This window comes from Parabacteroides faecalis, assembly GCF_022809355.1.
Lineage (GTDB): Bacteria > Bacteroidota > Bacteroidia > Bacteroidales > Tannerellaceae > Parabacteroides > Parabacteroides faecalis.
The window spans coordinates 59,266-77,135 of sequence record NZ_JAKZMM010000019.1 but is presented as its reverse complement, the minus strand read 5'-3'; the positions used below and the strand labels follow the sequence as shown (position 1 = coordinate 77,135).

The window sequence follows — 17,870 nt, the reverse complement described above, 5'->3', positions numbered from 1 at the left end:
CATCAAACTTAGCAAGCTAAGTTCATGCTGCCCCTCGACTTGCATGTGTTAAGCCTGTCGCTAGCGTTCATCCTGAGCCAGGATCAAACTCTTCGTTGTTCAAATTGTTTTATGTCTTTGCTCAAGATTCCGTTATTTCCAGGTTCAAGTATTTTACTGACGGTATTCATTCTAAATACTTGTACTACTGTTGTATATGTAAATTTCTCAAAGAACTCCTATCAATCGTTTCTTTCGAAACGTGGTGCAAAGGTAAGGATTTTTATTTTTATCTTCCAAATTTTTTCGAAAGTTTTTTTTCGATTTATTTTTTCGGAAGTCTCTTTCGGAACGACTTCAGGACATTCGCTTGAATCTTCCAACCTCATCCCTCGGTTTCTATCTTTCCGGATTCCCTAACCCCTCTTTCATCATGTCAACACCGCATCTCTCTCGATTGCGGGTGCAAAAGTACTGCTCTATAACATATAATCCAAATGTTTTCATAACTTTTTTACAACTATTTTTCACTTTCATTGATTGTCAATGATTTACAAATGCACTTTTCTCCGTTCTTTTACTTTCCTCTCCCTTTTTTATTTCTCCTTCCCTAATTCTCAATTTTCAATCCTCCATTCTCAATTCTCAAAAAGCCGGCGTATTTTTACCAATTCACGCCGGCTTTTCAGCAAAAGACGCCGGCTTTTTTTCCTTTTATGCCTATCTTTTAAAAACCAATAAACGGGAATCGATTTCGATCCTCGTTGGATTTACTTTCGATTCCCGCTTAGTTTGGAAATTATTACTTACAATCGGAAAGACAAAGCTTCTAACACATAATGCTATTAGAAAGAATTAAATTTGAGTTTCTAAATAAACAACATGCGTTTGTAAATATTCTTCTAGGCCATGTTTACCATCAGCTCCACCTATTCCCGATTTTCTCCATCCTGCATGGAAGCCTTGCATTGCTTCAAAATTTTCTCGATTTATATAAGTTTCTCCGAACTTCAAAGAGCGCATAATTCGAAATGCCTGATCTAAGTTCTGAGTATAAACAGAAGATGTTAATCCATATTCACAATCATTCGCCCAAGAAATAGCTTCTTCAACATTTGAATAAGTAACAATAGGTAGTACTGGACCAAATGTTTCCTCTCTGACAATATCCATATCTTGCCGAGCCTCATCCAATAATGTTGGGGCATAAAAGTATCCCTTATCTCCTATCCTATGTCCGCCACATAATAATTTAGCTCCTTGTTGAAGAGCTTTTTCAACTTTTTTCTCAATAGAATTCAACGCTGACGCATCAATAAGAGGTCCCATATCCAAATCCGATCGAAGAGATGGATTTCCAACCTTTACCTGCGCCATTCCTTGTAATAATTTATCGATAAAAATATCTTTAATTTGACGATCAACATAAACTCGTTCTGCACAGTTACAAACTTGTCCTGTATTAATCACTCTTGAGGCTATAATTGCCCGTACAGCCAAATCCACATCAGCGTCAGCCATTACAATGGCAGGAGCCTTACCTCCAAGTTCCAAAGAAACCTTTGTTATATTCGGTGCTGCAGCCAACATCGTTTGTTGGCCTGCTGCTACACTGCCAGTTAAACTTACCATTCCTACTTTGGGATTGGCAGCCAGTTCATGGCCTATTATTGAGCCGCGCCCATTTACTAAATTAAATACTCCTGCAGGCAAACCTACCTCTTCAACAATCTGTGCAAACACATAGGCATTTTCAGGAGTAAGCTGACTCGGCTTAATAACTATGGTATTTCCCGTAATCAAAGCTGGTGCCATCTTTCTGGCCACTAAGAAAAACGGGAAATTCCATGGTAGTATTCCTGTAGTAACTCCAATAGGCTTCTTAAACAACATGATTGTCTCTCTTGGACGATCACTCGGGATTATCTCTCCTTCATAACGTCTTGCCCAACCTGCCATATAATCCATATAGTCAGCTGTAAATAAAACCTCTACACGAGCCAATTGTTGTGTTTTTCCTCCCTCGCGAACAATAATATTCGTTAACTCTTCTTCTCTTTGGCGAATACCTGCAGCAATTTGTTTCAAATAGGCAGCCCGTTGTATAGAAGGGAGCTTTTCCCAAGCTGATTGCGCACGTTCTGCGGCATCAATCGCCCGACGCGCATCTTCCACTGTACCGTCTGGCATTAAAGAGATAACTTCTTCAGTAGATGGATTTAACACTTGTATCCACTTCCCTGAGACATTTTCTTCAAACTTTCCATCAATAAACATTTTCAATTCTTTCATGGCACAAGATAATTTTATGATTCCGTCATAAAAGTACCCATCTATTTCGTCTTTTACTTATAAATTTTGACAGATTACCTTTCAGAATTGATAAATATAACTCATATTACTTTCCATCAATATAATAACGTCCCCGAAATACACCAATAACTATTACTTCCTCCTTCAGGTTTTCCTTGCGGAATCTGAATTGTAATTGTATGCTCACCAGCCTCTAAATCTCCTAAATAAATATATTCCGGATTAGTGACTGTTCCTGGACACCAATTTGAGCGACTCAGGTCGGATGAACTCAAACCATTGGAAAAGTTTCCGGAACATGGATTCCAATTTCGATATGTACCACAATCCTCACGCCAAGGTATAAACGAGATTACTTGCTTCCCGTCCAAATAAATTGTATTCGGTTTCTGATTAAATTCGTCACCATTACCCCAACCGCCATGACCTGTTGTCAGATAAAACAAACGGACGTTTTTAGCCGACTCCTTCATCGTAAAAGAAACTTTCAAAGAATCATCCAGGAAAAAGATCGGATATGCCTGACCTGCCTGCTCCAAATAGTTTACGGTATTAAACAGCGGCATTGTTTTATAAACCCGTCGTTCCTCGTCCGGATAATATTTCAATTTTAATGACAATCGATGCCCTTTTGCATCCCAGTTACCAATATAAGCACCGATCCAAGCCTCTCCTTTCAAGTCTTCTGCCAAAGCCGTCACATCAGTTTTGTAAACGACTGAATCCACCCAAGTCTGTCCTTTCACCTTAACATGATTAAACTGACGGACACCAAACCCCGTAAAAAAGCGCATTAATTCCACAGGAACTTCATATTCAGCAGTTGATATCAATCCCGGATAAGACTGATCTTTGGATTGAAAAGCCGGAACAGACTTTAAGTCACGCATCGCATCCAAGAAAGACTGCTTCTTATCGGTTGGTACCAAGAAAACAGAACCTGTCCGATCATAAGCATCGCCATCCGAATATTGAGCAACTTCTACAAATACACTCCGATTTTTAACCACATCCGGCAATTTTACTTTCTTCAAGATAATGGTTCCGCCTCCTGCACTATAAATTTCACCCTCTTTCAACGTTTCAGGCAACTTCGCACCGTTAAAACAAATAGTCTGTTGATCGAACACCGAAATCGTAATCACTCCACTATGATTAATTTCATATTGGTAATCATACGCATCCATCTTCTCACCCCACGATGACGGCAGTAATGTTTGCATTTCCTTCAACGGCTTTATATCTACAGCTTCTGTAACCATATCGCCATTACGAACAATCTTCAATACAAGTCCATCTGGTACACCAACACTGGCTTGTGGCGTTCCGCGGAAAGGGATATCCTTCGTAAACCAAACATCAATTGTATTTGAACGAACAGATGTACGAAGAATTTTACAATCCAATCCCAATAATTCTCCTTCACCTACTTCTGTAAAGCCAGCGCCCAATTCAAATGGAGTTTCGGACGAAATAATCTTACCGCTCGGTAATTCAGCCCAAGTATAAGACTTAAATTGGGAATAATCCATATAATCCCTTTTCTCTGGCTGTGCGATTTCCTCTTCCTGATCTTTCTTCTCTTCTTTATCCTCCTCTTCTATCCGTTGCAACGAAACCTGATCACCAGAAACGGTCATCAACATCTGCCCGGGACTTACTTTACCCTTATAACTGGACTGAAAAATCACTTCAATACCTTTGGCGTTTTTCACTTTCTTCCGATAGTTCTTCGCATCAACTGTAACTGTTATTAGAAGACCTAATAACAAGCACCCCATTGTTTTCACTTTCATATTTTTCATGATGTTATTATTATTTGAGTTTTTGAATAGTTTACTTCTAGAATATACTCGCAGACAAATATATGGAATAATCCATAAACCCAATCAAAGATCCGTCAAAAATAAAACGGATTACATTTCTCAGCTGGAAAACCAACATAAGAAATGCAATCCGTTATATTCTCTAGTCAGAGATTGCTATCAATTATTGAATGCCTCTTTCACGCAACTTAACTTGCCAGTTCCAAGCCGACTTCAATGTATCTTCCAAAGTTTCTACAGCTTTCCAACCCAAGACAGTGTTTGCCTTTTCAGGATTAGCCCAAACTTTTTCAATATCACCTTCACGACGACCAACAATCTTATGCGGAACTTTTACACCTGTCGCTTTCTCAAAAGTATTGATCAATTCCAATACAGAAACACCATTACCTGTACCTAAATTGAAGATCTCAACCTTCTCGTCCGATTTATTTTCCAGCATCCGATCCATTGCAATGACATGCGCTTTAGCCAAATCCACCACATTGATATAATCACGGATACAAGAACCATCAGGAGTATTATAGTCATCCCCAAACACACTTAACTCTTTCCGAATGCCCATTGCAGTCTGAGTCAAATAAGGGATCAAATTCTGAGGAACACCATTAGGCAACTCACCGATTTCAGCAGTTGGATGTGCTCCAATCGGATTAAAATAACGCAGAATGATACTCTTGAACGGAGCTCCTGCATGAATTGTATCCTGAATAATCTCTTCGTTTATCTGCTTGGTATTACCATAAGGAGACAACGCCGGTTTAATCGGAGCACTTTCTGCTACCGGCAAAAATTCCGGATCAGGCTGTCCATATACCGTACAAGAAGAAGAGAACACAATTCCCTTCATTCCGAACTCTGGCATCAGCTCCAATATATTAATCAAAGTTGTGATGTTGTTCCGATAATACTTCAACGGCTGCTGAACTGACTCACCCACCGCTTTGCTGGCAGCAAACAAAATAACACCGTCAATACCCGGATGAGCTTCCAAAGCTTTGCGAGTACCTTCTTTATCTTTCAAGTCCAATTTAACAAATGCCGGACGCACACCTGTAATACGCTCGATGCCATCCAAAACTTCCATATTCGAATTAGACAAGTCATCGATAATAACAACTTCATAACCCGCATTCTGCAACTCTACCGTGGTATGTGAACCGATATAACCAGTTCCACCTGCTACCAAAATCTTCTTTTTCATATCTTATACATTTTAGATTTAGGATCCGATACCAGAAAATCCCATAAACGCCATTGCTAACAATCCGGCTGTGATCAAAGCGATGGGCGTACCTTGCAAACCTTTCGGAACATTTGTCATAGCCAGTTGCTCTCGTATCCCTGCAAAGATAATCAAAGCTAACGCAAATCCAAGCGCTGTAGAGATCGCATATACGATTGATTCCAATAAATTATATTCTTTTTGTATCACCAGGATGGCAACACCCAATACACAACAGTTTGTCGTAATCAAAGGCAAGAAAATACCCAAAGCCTGATACAAGGCCGGAGAAACTTTCTTTAGAATGATCTCAACCATCTGAACCAATGCCGCAATAACCAAAATAAAACTAATGGTCTGCATGAATCCTAATCCAAACGGATCCAATAAATATTTCTGGATCAAGAATGTCACGATTGTTGAAATAGCCAACACAAAAGTAACAGCGGCACCCATTCCGATAGAAGTTTCTACTTTCTTAGAAACACCCAAGAACGGACAAATACCCAAAAACTGCGATAATACAACATTGTTGACAAATACCGCAACAATAAATATCAATATATATTCCATACAATTCCCGTTTTATGCCTTACGCAGTTTATTTACAATTGCAATCAAATAACCTAATACGATGAATGCACCTGGAGCCAAGATAAATATCAACGAACCATATTCTTCCGGCATCAGGGTAACACCGAACAGTTTTCCAGAGCCCAGTAATTCACGACAAGCGCCAAGCAAAGCCAAAGCCCAGGTAAATCCTAATCCGATTCCTATTCCGTCAAAGGCTGAAGCTACGACACCATTTTTGGCAGCAAATGATTCAGCACGTCCCAACACAATACAGTTTACCACAATCAATGGGATATAAAGACCTAAACTTGCATATAAGGCAGGTGTATAAGCCTCCATACACAACTGAACTACCGTTACGAAAGTGGCAATAATTACAATATAAGCCGGGATACGTACCAAATCCGGGATCAGCTTCTTCACTGCCGAAATAACGATATTGGAACAAATCAATACAAAAGTAGTCGCAAGTCCCATACTCAAACCATTCATTGCCGAAGAAGTTGTACCCAATGTCGGACACATACCCAACAACAAGACAAATGTCGGATTCTCTTTCAAGAGACCGTTTAATAATACTTTCAGATTACTCATCTTCTTTTCCTCCATTCGTTTATTTAGACGATGTTGCGCCACCTACGGCATCTGTTCCGGCATAAGCGCTATAAGCACGATTGACTGCATCCAAAAAGGCACGACTTGAAATAGTAGCTGCAGTAATGGCATCTACATCTCCTCCGTCTTTGGTAACCTTCAGTCCATTCGTATCCAACTTACGTCCAATGATACTTTGCTTGTTTTTATCCGTTCTGAACCATTCTTGCATTTTAGCACCCAAACCCGGAGTTTCTGCATGCTGCAAGACAGAATAGTTACACAACTTACCTTCAGTATCAAAGCCTACTATCACTTTGATTTCACCACTAAAACCTTTTTTGGAGAAACTTTCAACAGCAGCTCCAACAAATTGACCATCCATTTTTGCCGGATATATCCGCAACGAATCACCTTCGGGTGTAGCCACCATATAAGACTCTTCTGAAGGCTTATTATTAAATTCCGGAGTAACGGCTTTGATGGCGGTTTCCAAAGCAGCTGCTTTAGAAGCCACAATCGAACCAGCAGTCAAATTATTTACAGCTGCCAGCACTGCTCCTGCCACTACACAAATACCAGTCAAGGAAAGGAGCATATTGGGTAATGTCGATTTTAATTTTTCCATCTTACTTTTCTCCAAAATGTTTAGGTTTTACATAAGCATTGATAAGCGGAGTCAATGCATTCATGATCAGGATGGCAAATGACATACCTTCCGGATAAGAACCAAACAGACGAATAATAGCTGTCAGCAAACCGATACCTACAGCATATAAAATCTGTCCCTTCTTGGTCATAGGTGAAGTTACATAATCGGTTGCCATAAAGATTGCACCCAACATCAACCCCCCTGAAAGTACGTGAATGAACGGACTAGCATATTCAGCAGGATTAACCAAGTGCATGATTCCAGTAAAGGCAAACACTGTTACAATAATCGTAACCGGAACATGCCAGGTGATGATCTTCTTCCACAACATATAAGCGAAACCTAACAACAATGCTATGGCACTTACTTCTCCCAAACTACCACCACGACAACCAGCTAACAAATCCATATGAGAAGGCAACTCTGCTACACCTTCATTCAAAAGCGACAAAACGGTTGCTCCGGTCTGTGCATCAGTATAAGTCAAAGGGAAAGCACTGGTCGCATCAACCAAAGGCCAGGTCGTCATCTGTGCCGGGAAAGAAATCAATAAGAATACACGTCCAACCAAAGCCGGGTTGAAAATGTTATTTCCCAAACCACCAAATGTCATTTTACCAATACCAATTGCAGCCAAAGCTCCAATCATGATAATCCAGAAAGGCAAATTAGAAGGCAAGTTGAATGCCAACAAAACACCTGTCAATATTGCAGAACCATCACAGATCGTAGGTTCTTTCTTCATCAGAAACTTCTGAATCAAATACTCAAACAAAACGCATGATACTACCGAAATCAAGGTAACTATCAAAGCTCCTAATCCAAAATAGTAAAGAGATACCAAGAAAGCCGGAATCAGGGCAATCAGTACTCCGTACATATTTTTACTGATGCTGTCTCCACTATGAATATGAGGCGACGGCGAAACATATAAACTATTTTCCATACTTGCTCTTTTATGACTTTCTTGATCGGATAATACCCATTACTTTACTCTTACCCACACGAATCTGATCCAGCAACGGACGATTAGCCGGACAAGTGAAACTACAAGAACCACATTCTATACAATCTTGTATATGATCAGCCTCTGCCATTTCCCAGTTCTTATAAACAGTCGAACGCATCAGGAAGGCAGGATTCAATCCCATCGGGCAAACATTCACACACTTAGCACAACGAATACAATCGTGCATCGGTTTACGAACAGACTCTTCTTTCGTCAGCAATAAAACACCTGAGCTTCCTTTTCCAACAGGAACTTCCGGACTAATCAAAGCTTTTCCCATCATCGGACCACCACCGATAATCTTTCCAGTATTTTCAGGAATTCCTCCAGCAGCTTCAATCAGCACATTAATAGGAGTTCCTATACGAACCAAGAAATTGGAGGGATTGGCAACAGCCTTACCGGTTACTGTTACCACACGTTCAAACAAAGGTTTATTTTTTTGTACAGCCTGATAAACTGCAAATACAGTTCCTACGTTCTGAACGATAGCACCAACAGAAATAGGCAGTGCTCCACTCTTCACCTGACGAGAAGTAACGGCATCGATCAATTGCTTTTCACCTCCTTGCGGATATTTAACCTTCAAAGGCATCACTTCAATTCCCTGATAAGAAGCAGCCAACTTTGTCATGTGAGCAATAGCATCAGGCTTATTGTTTTCAATACCAATCACAGCCTTATTGACATTAGCCGCTTTCATCAAAATAGAAACACCGACTAAAATTTCTTCGCCTTTTTCCATCATCAATGAATGGTCGGCAGTCAGATAAGGTTCACATTCTACCGCATTAATAATAAGAATGTCGGCCTTATTTCCCGGAGGAGGCAACAACTTCACTTGTGTTGGGAAAGTTGCTCCACCCATACCTACAATACCGGCAGCGGCAATCTTGTCAATAATCTCTTTCGAAGAAAGCGTACATTCCTTTACCAGCGTTTCACTGCGATCGATACTTTCTTCCCAATCATCTCCTTCAACATCAATAAAGACAGCCGGACGTTTATAGCCACTGGCGTCAAGAGCATTATCAATCTTATTTACTTTACCGGATACAGACGAATGAATATTCGCTGATACAAAACCTCCGGCTTTAGCCAGTAAGGTACCGACTTTTACCAGATCTCCTTTTTTTACTACAGCTTGTGCCGGAGCACCGATATGCTGGCTTAAAGGAATGATCACCTGTTTGGGTGCAGCCAGTGCGGTAATTTTCTTACCGGCAGACAGTTTATTCTCGGGCGGGTGAATACCTCCGATTCGAAATGTCCTTAGCATACGTTTAGATTTTTATTTTTTAGTTTCTTCTTTTACTTCAGTTGCTTGAGGAACCACCTCATTCTTTGTTTCTGCCACCGGTGCTTTAGTTGCAGATGCTACAGGTTGAACGTCGGCTGCACTCTTCGGAGCAGCAGGAGCAGCTTCTTTTCGAGGCGGGAAATTCAGTTCGTGAATAGCACCGGTCGGACAAACAGCCACACACTTACGACACATACGACACTTCGTATAATCAATATACGCTACATTATTCTCGACAGTGATTGCTTCAAACGGACATTCTTTAGCACATTTGCCACAACCGATACAAGCATTGGCACAAGCTTTGCGAGCCACTGCTCCTTTGTCTTTATTAACGCAGCTAACAAAAATACGACGAGACTTCGGTCCCTTTTTACGCAATTCGATAACATTTTTCGGACAAGCCTTTGCACACGCTCCGCAAGCAGTACATTTGTCTTCATCTACTTCCGGTAAACCAGTCTCCGGATTAATATGGATTGCATCGAAGTTACAAGCCTTCACACAATCACCATATCCCAAGCAACCAAATGTGCATCCCGTTTCGCCTCCATACAAAGCAGATGCGATAGCACAACTTTTTACTCCATCATACTTGTTTGTTTTCGGACGAGCCTGGCATGTTCCATTACAACGGACTACCGCAACCTTCGGTTCGGCTGCTGCAGCCTCTTTACCTAAGATTGTAGCAATCTTCGCCATAACAGGAGCTCCACCAACAGGGCAAAGCATACCTTCCAATGAATCTGCTTTAACACAAGCTCCGGCAAACCCAGCACAACCCGGATATCCGCAACCTCCACAATTGGCTCCTGGCAGCACGGATTGTACTTGTCCAATACGCGGGTCTTCGTGGACTTCAAATTTCTTAGATGCCCAATAAAGTAACAGGGCGCCGATTATACCGATCACCCCCAACGAAATAATGGCAATTAAAATCATCATATTTGTTTATTCTTTTAGTTTTTTCAATCTGAATACAAAGTGTCTTTTCAGTTTCTCACGCAACACATATAATATCACGTAATAAGGAATCAACATGCAAAGTCCAAGTAAACCAGCCATTGTTTCTTTCCAGCCCATCGCCGATCCTATAATTACAGCGATCAATACAACTATAACCGGACATACGAAGGCCAAGACAACAGCTTCCATCCCCATCGAAGATTGACCGGTCAACACAACGGCGTCACCAATCTGATAGTTTCCAGACGAATCTTCGACCTCAATTATTTTATCTTTCTTGTCAGCCGCCGTACATGCTGATTTGGCATGACAACCGGCACAAGCCGAATATTGGGTTATATGAACATAGACTACATTGTTCTCAATGCGTTCTACAATTCCAGGATGACTGATATTCTCGCTCATAGTTGTAAACTCGACTTTGCAAATCGTGGGCAAAAGTAAATATTATTTACGAATGAGCAAATAATAAAATGATAAAAACTTATCCCGCTTTTACCCCTCAGCCTAGACTTATACTTTCAAAAAGATTTTTTGCCGATAAAGGACATATAAGAATCCCCAACACACAGCTATATATGCCATTGCCAATACGAATGGTTGGAAAGATTCCGGGAAGACTGACGCCAACCCTCCAAAGATAGATTTGCTTGTATATTCAAAATCTATAAAACGCTGCGCCAGATAGATAGTGATCGAATTCATCCCAATAACCCGGAAAAACAGCGTCCACCGACGACAGTTCTTTACATCTATTATATAATAGAACAAAGCAAACAATAGCATAGATATACCACCTACCAAACAGGCAAATGAACTTGTCCAAAGATTTTTATTAATCGGGAATACAAAGTTCCATACCCATCCGATTAGGATCAATAGAATACCTGCACAAACCAGCAAGCCGACTTTCCGTAACTCGGTTAAGCCTTCTCGCTTCAGCTTGATCCATTCACCCGTCAACATACCTAAAGAAGCTGTTCCTATAGCAGGAATAATTCCTAAAAGACCTTCCGGATCATGTATTTCTTTATATAAATGTCCGGGTAGAAGCATGCGATCTACATAACCAACTAAACTTCCTCCCATCGAAAAAGGATCACCATCACCGTCTGGTGCCGGGAAACCAATTAAAAGTAGCCAATAACCAATAAAAAGAGCAGCAACAATTCCTATCCGCGCCCGTGTTTGTACATTCAAAAATATCAACGCCGCAAACATCCACGCCAGACCAATACGTCCTAAAACACTAGCATAACGCTGGTTTGCAAAATCAAAATCCAACAATCCATTATAAATACATCCAAGCAATACCAACACCAAGCCCCGGCGAATTACTTTTCGGTAAATAGCCGAAGAAGTCATTCCACTTGCTTTTTGTTTCTCCAAAGAATAAGGGAAAGAGATACCGGCAATAAAGAGGAACAAAGGAAAGATCATGTCTTCAAAGGCAAATCCATGCCAAGGTACGTGTTCCATTTGACTGGCTATGGCTTGAAAAAACGGAGTCGGACACCACGTTGCCAAACCTACGAACAGAGCACCTCCGCCCATAATAAAAAACATGTCAAATCCCCTTAGGGCATCCAGCGATTGCAAACGCTGATTTTTTACTTCTTTTTTCATGATATTATTTTGTTTAAATCTGCAAGATCATTGCTCTACAAAAGTAGTAATTTCTGAAAAGAACACCAAGAATGCCGGTTATTCTTTCTGTTAGCTGCTTCGTTTATTTTTGATATGAGTTCTATTACTTTTTAATTTTTTGACGGATGTCGTAAAACTTTAGCATATATGTGGTAAAGTTTTACGACAGATATGATAAAGCTTTACGACTAATATGAAAAAGCTTTTTGACAGATGTCAAAAATATAATTTCTCATATTAGTTACAAATAAAAAAGGCGTTGTGTTTTTATTTCACAACGCCCTTTAGTTCATAAGACCTTGGTCTCTTTTTCTTTACCATTTATAATTAAAGCCAAAGCTCAATAACTCATTTATTTGCAGATAGCTGTCAAAGTCCTCATTCTTAGCAACACCATCATCATAACGCATATTCAAGGTTATATTGGATGAAAAGAACCGACTCCAGGCAAAGGTAAATCGATTTTCCCACTCACCCTCTATATGTGTATATGATGTATTGTAATAAAAGCGAGAATACCAACTTATATTCTTATTAAATTGGAAATTTAACGTAGCATTAATTGTCGAACCAAACTGATGCTGTTTAGTCTTATACTCTTCTGTACCTTCTTTCTTCTGGAAATGACGTCCCAAATCGATTTCATCATCAATTGTCTTCTTGAATGTATAAGCCAAAGCACCAATATTCACATTAAATGACAACGACTTGTTCTTCTTCTTAAAAGTTTTATTCAAGTCATACTTCATACCGAGGCTGGCATTTATACTAAAAGGAGCCAAAAAACCCGCCTGTCTCAAATCAGAATTCTCACCATAGCTACTTAACAACTGAGTCTTAAATTCCGAGTCGAGTGTATAATACCACTTTGAGAAAGCCAAAAAACCAATATTTGTATGAATACGGAATACATCATCACTCACCTTGTAACTACGCAACGTGTCATTAGGCGCTGTATATACATTATTCTTTATTTCCAGTTCGTTGGCAATCTTAACCTTGCCACGTTCATAATTATAAATAAAATATTCACGGTTATTCAAGTTTAACGAACTGGTACCACCTTTATGCCAGTTGGGAGAAATATAGTTCTGCGCTACTTGCAAAGAACTTTCAAAATGAGAAGTCCAATAGCGCCGCTCGGGGATAAACTTCGTAGGCGCTGTAACGTCATCAAACGTAACGTCTTTAGTAACGACCAAAGGAAAATCTTCCGTTATTTCTTTTTTGATAACTTTAGCCTTTACAGCATCTTGCGGTAAAGAAGCCTGTGTATAACGGAAATACATCGGATAATGCGTTTCTACATACCGATGCGCACTATCAGCACTTGCCTGAGCCATAAAATAATCCTTAAATGCCGCTATGGTATCATTAGGCATCAGAGGTGCAGGCTTATATTTGGGATCCAAAGCCTTTGTATCATAAAAGACCAAATTCTTCGGCAGATAATTTCCTTTAAACAAGATGGGCAAGAACAAAGGATTCACAATTATCGTATCCCGAAACGTCACATCCGGACCAAACTGATTGGAACGATCATAAAAACTTGCTATCAGCCAAGTCGCTTCCGGCGACATTCGTAATTCATCTTTTGTCAACAACTTACGTAAACGTTCATTCAAAGGAATAGGTGATTGATAATCTACATTCAATTCTTCCAAACGGCTTCTTAAATCTGGCAAATCCCGTTCATCAATAGTCATGACCGTATCTTGCAAACTCCCCGAATCAACCTCCGAGGTATTTACAACAGGAACAAATGTGACTGTATCCTGGGCAAACAAACACCCAGTCCAACCTAAACACCAAAATAAAAATATAATAACAATTCTTTTCATCTTCAATTTTATCAAAATCACTATTAAGCCTGTCTAATTTGCAAAGTTAGGTAAATTATAGGAATTACCCAGTACTCCAGGCAAGATTTAAAGCAACAAACATTAAGGAATGTATAAAACCAGCTTTTTATTTACTTCTTTTTGTGAGAACAGGATAAAATAGCTAACTTTGCCTTTTTAATGCAGACAAATTTCTTCCAGAAATACCAGACGGATGCTCTGTAAAGAAGAGCTATGAAAGGAAATGAAAGAAATTGATTGCAAAACGATAACGATTATCATTAAAAGAGAACTAAAATATTACTATCGTGGCTGATACAAAGTACATTTTTGTGACAGGAGGTGTAGTTTCATCCTTAGGTAAAGGAATCATCTCCGCCTCGTTGGGAAAGTTGCTTCAAGCAAGAGGTTATAAGGTAACTATCCAGAAGTTTGACCCGTATATCAACATTGATCCGGGAACATTAAATCCTTACGAACATGGTGAATGCTATGTAACGGTGGATGGACATGAAGCAGATTTGGACTTAGGACACTATGAACGTTTCCTGAATGTTCAGACTACACGTGCCAACAACATTACGACAGGACGTATTTATCAAAGTGTCATTAACAAAGAGAGAAAAGGGGACTATTTGGGAAGAACAGTACAGGTGGTTCCTCACATCACAGATGAAATCAAACGTAATGTTAAGTTGTTAGGAAACAAATACAAGTTTGATTTTGTCATTACCGAAATCGGAGGTACTGTTGGTGATATAGAATCTTTGCCTTTCATTGAAAGTGTAAGACAGCTAAAATGGGAATTAGGTAAAAACTGTATATGTGTACACCTAACCTACGTTCCTTATATTGCTGCAGCCAAGGAATACAAGACGAAACCGACCCAGCATTCTGTAAAAGAATTGCAGGCATTGGGTATCCAACCGGATATCTTGGTTCTTCGTACCGAACATGAATTAAGTACGAACCTGTTACGCAAAGTGGCATTGTTCTGTAATGTAACCGAAGAAGCCGTTATCCAATCCATTGATGTTCCAACCATCTATGAGGTTCCATTGGTATTACAACGGCAGAAAATGGATGAAATCGTTTTACGTAAAACAGGTTTGGAAGTTGGTCCTACTCCGGAATTAAAACCATGGAGACAATTCCTGGCTAAAAAGCAAGCTGCTACAGAAAGCGTAAAAATCGGTTTGGTAGGTAAATATGTAGAATTACAGGATGCCTATAAATCAATTGATGAATCTTTGTTACAAGCAGCTATTTATAACGACCATAAATTGGACTTGCATTTATTCCACTCTGAAAAGCTGGATGAAAGTAATGCAGCAGAGCAATTAAAAGATATGGATGGTATTCTAATTGCTCCAGGATTTGGTCAACGCGGAATCGAAGGTAAATTCGCAGCTATCAAATATGCACGTGAAAACAATATTCCATGTTTGGGTATCTGTTTAGGTATGCAATGTATGGTCATTGAATTCGCCCGTAATGTATTAGGTTTCAAAGATGCTAATTCTACAGAGATGGAACCAAACACTACGCATAAAGTTATCGACCTGATGGAAGAACAGAAGAACGTAACTAATATGGGTGGTTCTATGCGTTTGGGTGCCTATGATTGCGTATTGAAAAAAGATTCAAAGGTCTATGCGGCCTACGGAAAAGAGCACATTCAGGAACGCCATCGTCATCGTTTCGAATTCAATAATGAATACAAAGCGAAGTTTGAAGAAGCAGGAATGAAATGTACGGGAGAAAATCCGGAAACCAACTTAGTAGAAGTGGTAGAAATCCCTAACCTGAAATGGTTTGTAGGAGTTCAGTATCATCCGGAATACAACAGTACAGTTGTCAATCCGAATCCTCTGTTCATGAGCTTTGTAAAAGCAGCTATTGATAATAAGAAAAATTGATTTTAAATGGATAAAAACACAATCATCGGGTTTGTTCTGATTGGTATCGTTTTGTTTGGTTTTAGTTGGCTGAACCGACCTACTCCAGAACAAATTGAAGCTCAACGCCGTTATCAGGACTCTATTGCTCAGATTGAACAGGCTAAGCAAGTGGCCATAGAAAAGCAAAAAGCGGATCCTATGGCAAGCTTTAACAATCTTCCAGATTCTGTTAAAGAAGCTCGTCTAGCCGATAGTTTCGGTTCTTTTGCCAAAGCAATGACCGGTACGGAAGAATTCATTACACTCGAAAATGAGAAAGTAGCAGTTAAACTAAGTACGAAAGGTGGACGAGTCATATCGGCTACACTAAAAGAATACGACAACTACAAAGGCGAACCTTTGGTCTTGTTTGATAAAAACGAATCCGTATTCGATCTTGCTTTAGTAACAGCTGCCAATCAACGGGTAAACACCAAAGATATGTATTTTACTCCTATCAAAGGAGACAATGCAAATGCTGCGGTGATGCGTTTACAGATGAACGAAGGCAGTTATTTAGATTTTACCTATACACTGCAACCCAATGATTACAGAATGGATTTTTCTATCAAGGGAACCGGTTTGAATGGAATGCTTTCTCCTTCGACTGAAACATTAGGAATGACTTGGACACAAGACATCCGTCAGCAGGAAAAAGGCCGGAAGTTCGAAAACCGTTACGTGGGCTTATATTATAAGGTAGAGAATGACGACGTAGAAAACCTAAGCGAAACGGGTAACGACAGCAAGAATGTCAATGAAACCTTGCAATGGATCGGTTACAAGGATATGTTCTTCTCAACAGTATTGGTTGCCAAAGAAGGATTCAAAGAAGTCAAAATGGATTCCAGAATGTATGAAAATGGTGAATACATGAAGAACTTCCATACGACAGCTACTGTTTCCTTTGATTTGAACGGTACTCAAACAACAGATTTTCAATATTTCTTCTTACCGAACAAATATTCGTTATTAAACGATTATAACGATACATTGGAAGATGGTCAGGAATTACGTCTGGAAAAACTTGTTCCGCTGGGTTGGGGTATTTTCCGTTGGGTGAACCAATACTTCATTATCCCTCTATTCAATTTCTTGGGTGGATTTATCGACAATTACGGTTGGTTGATCTTCTTACTGACTGTCATTGTTAAATTAATTCTTTTCCCACTAACGTACAAATCCTACATGTCATCAGCAAAGATGCGTGTACTTCGTCCGCAAGTAGAAGAGATCAATGCCAAGTATCCGAATCAAGATCAGGCCATGGAACGTCAACGTCAAATTATGGAATTATACAGTCGCGCAGGAGCCAGTCCGATGAGCGGATGTATTCCGATGTTGTTGCAAATGCCTATCTTAATTGCATTGTTCATGTTCTTCCCGTCGGCTATTGAATTGCGTCATGAAAGTTTCTTGTGGGCACACGACCTGTCAACCTACGATGCAATTATTAGTTGGGATGCACAGATACCATTGATTTCAACTTACTTTGGAAATCATATCAGTTTGTTCTGTCTCTTAATGACCATTACCAATATTGTATATACTAAATACAATATGGAAATGACGAATACCGGACAGCAACAAATGCCGGGTATGAAAACAATGATGTACCTGATGCCTTTGATGTTCTTGTTTATATTCAATAGCTATGCATCTGGTTTGACCTATTATTATTTCATTTCTACATTGATTACAATTGCGCAGACACTGTTCTTCCGCTATACTATTGATGAAGAAAAATTATTGGCTAAACTGGAAGCTAACAAACGTAAGCCGATGAAGAAATCAGGCTTTATGAAACGATTGGAAGAAGCTCAGCGAATGCAGCAGGAACAATTAAAGCGGCAGCAAGATCAATTGAAGCAGCAACGCGAACAACGTGAGCAGCAGAAAAACAACCGTCACAGATAAAAGAAGGTTAAGCGTTTTTCCCTGCTAATAAAATAAAAAAGGTATGCCTGAATTAATTCATTCTTTTGGGCATACCTTTTTTCGT

The 17,870-nt window shown here is 39.7% G+C and carries 14 protein-coding genes and 1 rRNA gene; 2 read left to right on the top strand and 13 right to left on the bottom strand.

Annotated features, from left to right (window positions below; translation table 11 throughout):
* The 13 genes from MUN53_RS09045 to MUN53_RS08985 all read right to left on the bottom strand — a co-directional run.
* Positions 1-99: ribosomal RNA gene (locus MUN53_RS09045) — 16S ribosomal RNA — on the bottom strand; the annotation flags it as partial.
* A 735-nt stretch (positions 100-834) separates the two neighbouring features.
* Positions 835-2,271: an aldehyde dehydrogenase gene (gene aldA, locus MUN53_RS09040; RefSeq protein ID WP_243324935.1), complete on the bottom strand. Its 1,437-nt coding sequence runs from the start codon at positions 2,269-2,271 to the stop codon at positions 835-837.
* A 116-nt stretch (positions 2,272-2,387) separates the two neighbouring features.
* Positions 2,388-4,097 (bottom strand): PNGase F N-terminal domain-containing protein, encoded by a 1,710-nt coding sequence (locus tag MUN53_RS09035; RefSeq protein WP_243324933.1) that lies wholly within the window; start codon positions 4,095-4,097, stop codon positions 2,388-2,390.
* A 184-nt stretch (positions 4,098-4,281) separates the two neighbouring features.
* The gene (gene galE / locus MUN53_RS09030) at positions 4,282-5,322 is read right to left on the bottom strand and encodes a UDP-glucose 4-epimerase GalE (RefSeq protein WP_243324930.1); all 1,041 of its coding nucleotides are present in this window, start codon (positions 5,320-5,322) and stop codon (positions 4,282-4,284) included.
* An 18-nt stretch (positions 5,323-5,340) separates the two neighbouring features.
* A complete protein-coding gene (gene rsxA, locus MUN53_RS09025) occupies positions 5,341-5,916 on the bottom strand; it encodes an electron transport complex subunit RsxA (RefSeq protein ID WP_022456510.1) in 576 nt (191 codons plus the stop codon).
* A 12-nt stretch (positions 5,917-5,928) separates the two neighbouring features.
* Positions 5,929-6,513, bottom strand: a complete 585-nt coding sequence (locus tag MUN53_RS09020) for an RnfABCDGE type electron transport complex subunit E (RefSeq protein WP_243324928.1) — start codon at positions 6,511-6,513, stop codon at positions 5,929-5,931.
* 19 nt (positions 6,514-6,532) lie between these two features.
* Entirely contained in the window at positions 6,533-7,141 is a 609-nt protein-coding gene (locus MUN53_RS09015; RefSeq protein WP_243324926.1) for an RnfABCDGE type electron transport complex subunit G, read from the bottom strand.
* A gap of 1 nt (position 7,142) precedes the next feature.
* Positions 7,143-8,111: an RnfABCDGE type electron transport complex subunit D gene (locus tag MUN53_RS09010; protein ID WP_022456507.1), complete on the bottom strand. Its 969-nt coding sequence runs from the start codon at positions 8,109-8,111 to the stop codon at positions 7,143-7,145.
* Between the two features lie 10 nt (positions 8,112-8,121).
* The gene (gene rsxC / locus MUN53_RS09005; RefSeq protein ID WP_243324924.1) at positions 8,122-9,453 is read right to left on the bottom strand and encodes an electron transport complex subunit RsxC; all 1,332 of its coding nucleotides are present in this window, start codon (positions 9,451-9,453) and stop codon (positions 8,122-8,124) included.
* Positions 9,454-9,465: 12 nt separating this feature from the next.
* Positions 9,466-10,416 carry a Fe-S cluster domain-containing protein gene (locus MUN53_RS09000; protein ID WP_243324940.1) on the bottom strand — a complete coding sequence of 317 codons (951 nt, stop codon included), beginning with the start codon at positions 10,414-10,416 and terminating at the stop codon, positions 9,466-9,468.
* A 9-nt stretch (positions 10,417-10,425) separates the two neighbouring features.
* Positions 10,426-10,845, bottom strand: a complete 420-nt coding sequence (locus MUN53_RS08995; protein ID WP_243324922.1) for a SoxR reducing system RseC family protein — start codon at positions 10,843-10,845, stop codon at positions 10,426-10,428.
* Positions 10,846-10,953: 108 nt separating this feature from the next.
* The gene (locus tag MUN53_RS08990) at positions 10,954-12,066 is read right to left on the bottom strand and encodes an acyltransferase family protein (protein ID WP_243324920.1); all 1,113 of its coding nucleotides are present in this window, start codon (positions 12,064-12,066) and stop codon (positions 10,954-10,956) included.
* A gap of 335 nt (positions 12,067-12,401) precedes the next feature.
* Complete coding sequence (locus tag MUN53_RS08985) at positions 12,402-13,928, bottom strand: DUF3078 domain-containing protein (RefSeq protein ID WP_243324918.1); 1,527 nt, start codon at positions 13,926-13,928, stop codon at positions 12,402-12,404.
* Between the two features lie 308 nt (positions 13,929-14,236).
* On the opposite strand from MUN53_RS08985, the gene MUN53_RS08980 reads away from it, so the two are divergent.
* Together MUN53_RS08980 and yidC are read left to right on the top strand one after the other, a co-directional pair.
* Positions 14,237-15,847, top strand: coding sequence for a CTP synthase (locus MUN53_RS08980; protein ID WP_243324916.1), 1,611 nt, complete (start codon positions 14,237-14,239; stop codon positions 15,845-15,847).
* 6 nt (positions 15,848-15,853) lie between these two features.
* Positions 15,854-17,785, top strand: coding sequence for a membrane protein insertase YidC (gene yidC, locus MUN53_RS08975; protein WP_243324914.1), 1,932 nt, complete (start codon positions 15,854-15,856; stop codon positions 17,783-17,785).
* The last annotated feature ends 85 nt before the right edge of the window (positions 17,786-17,870 follow it).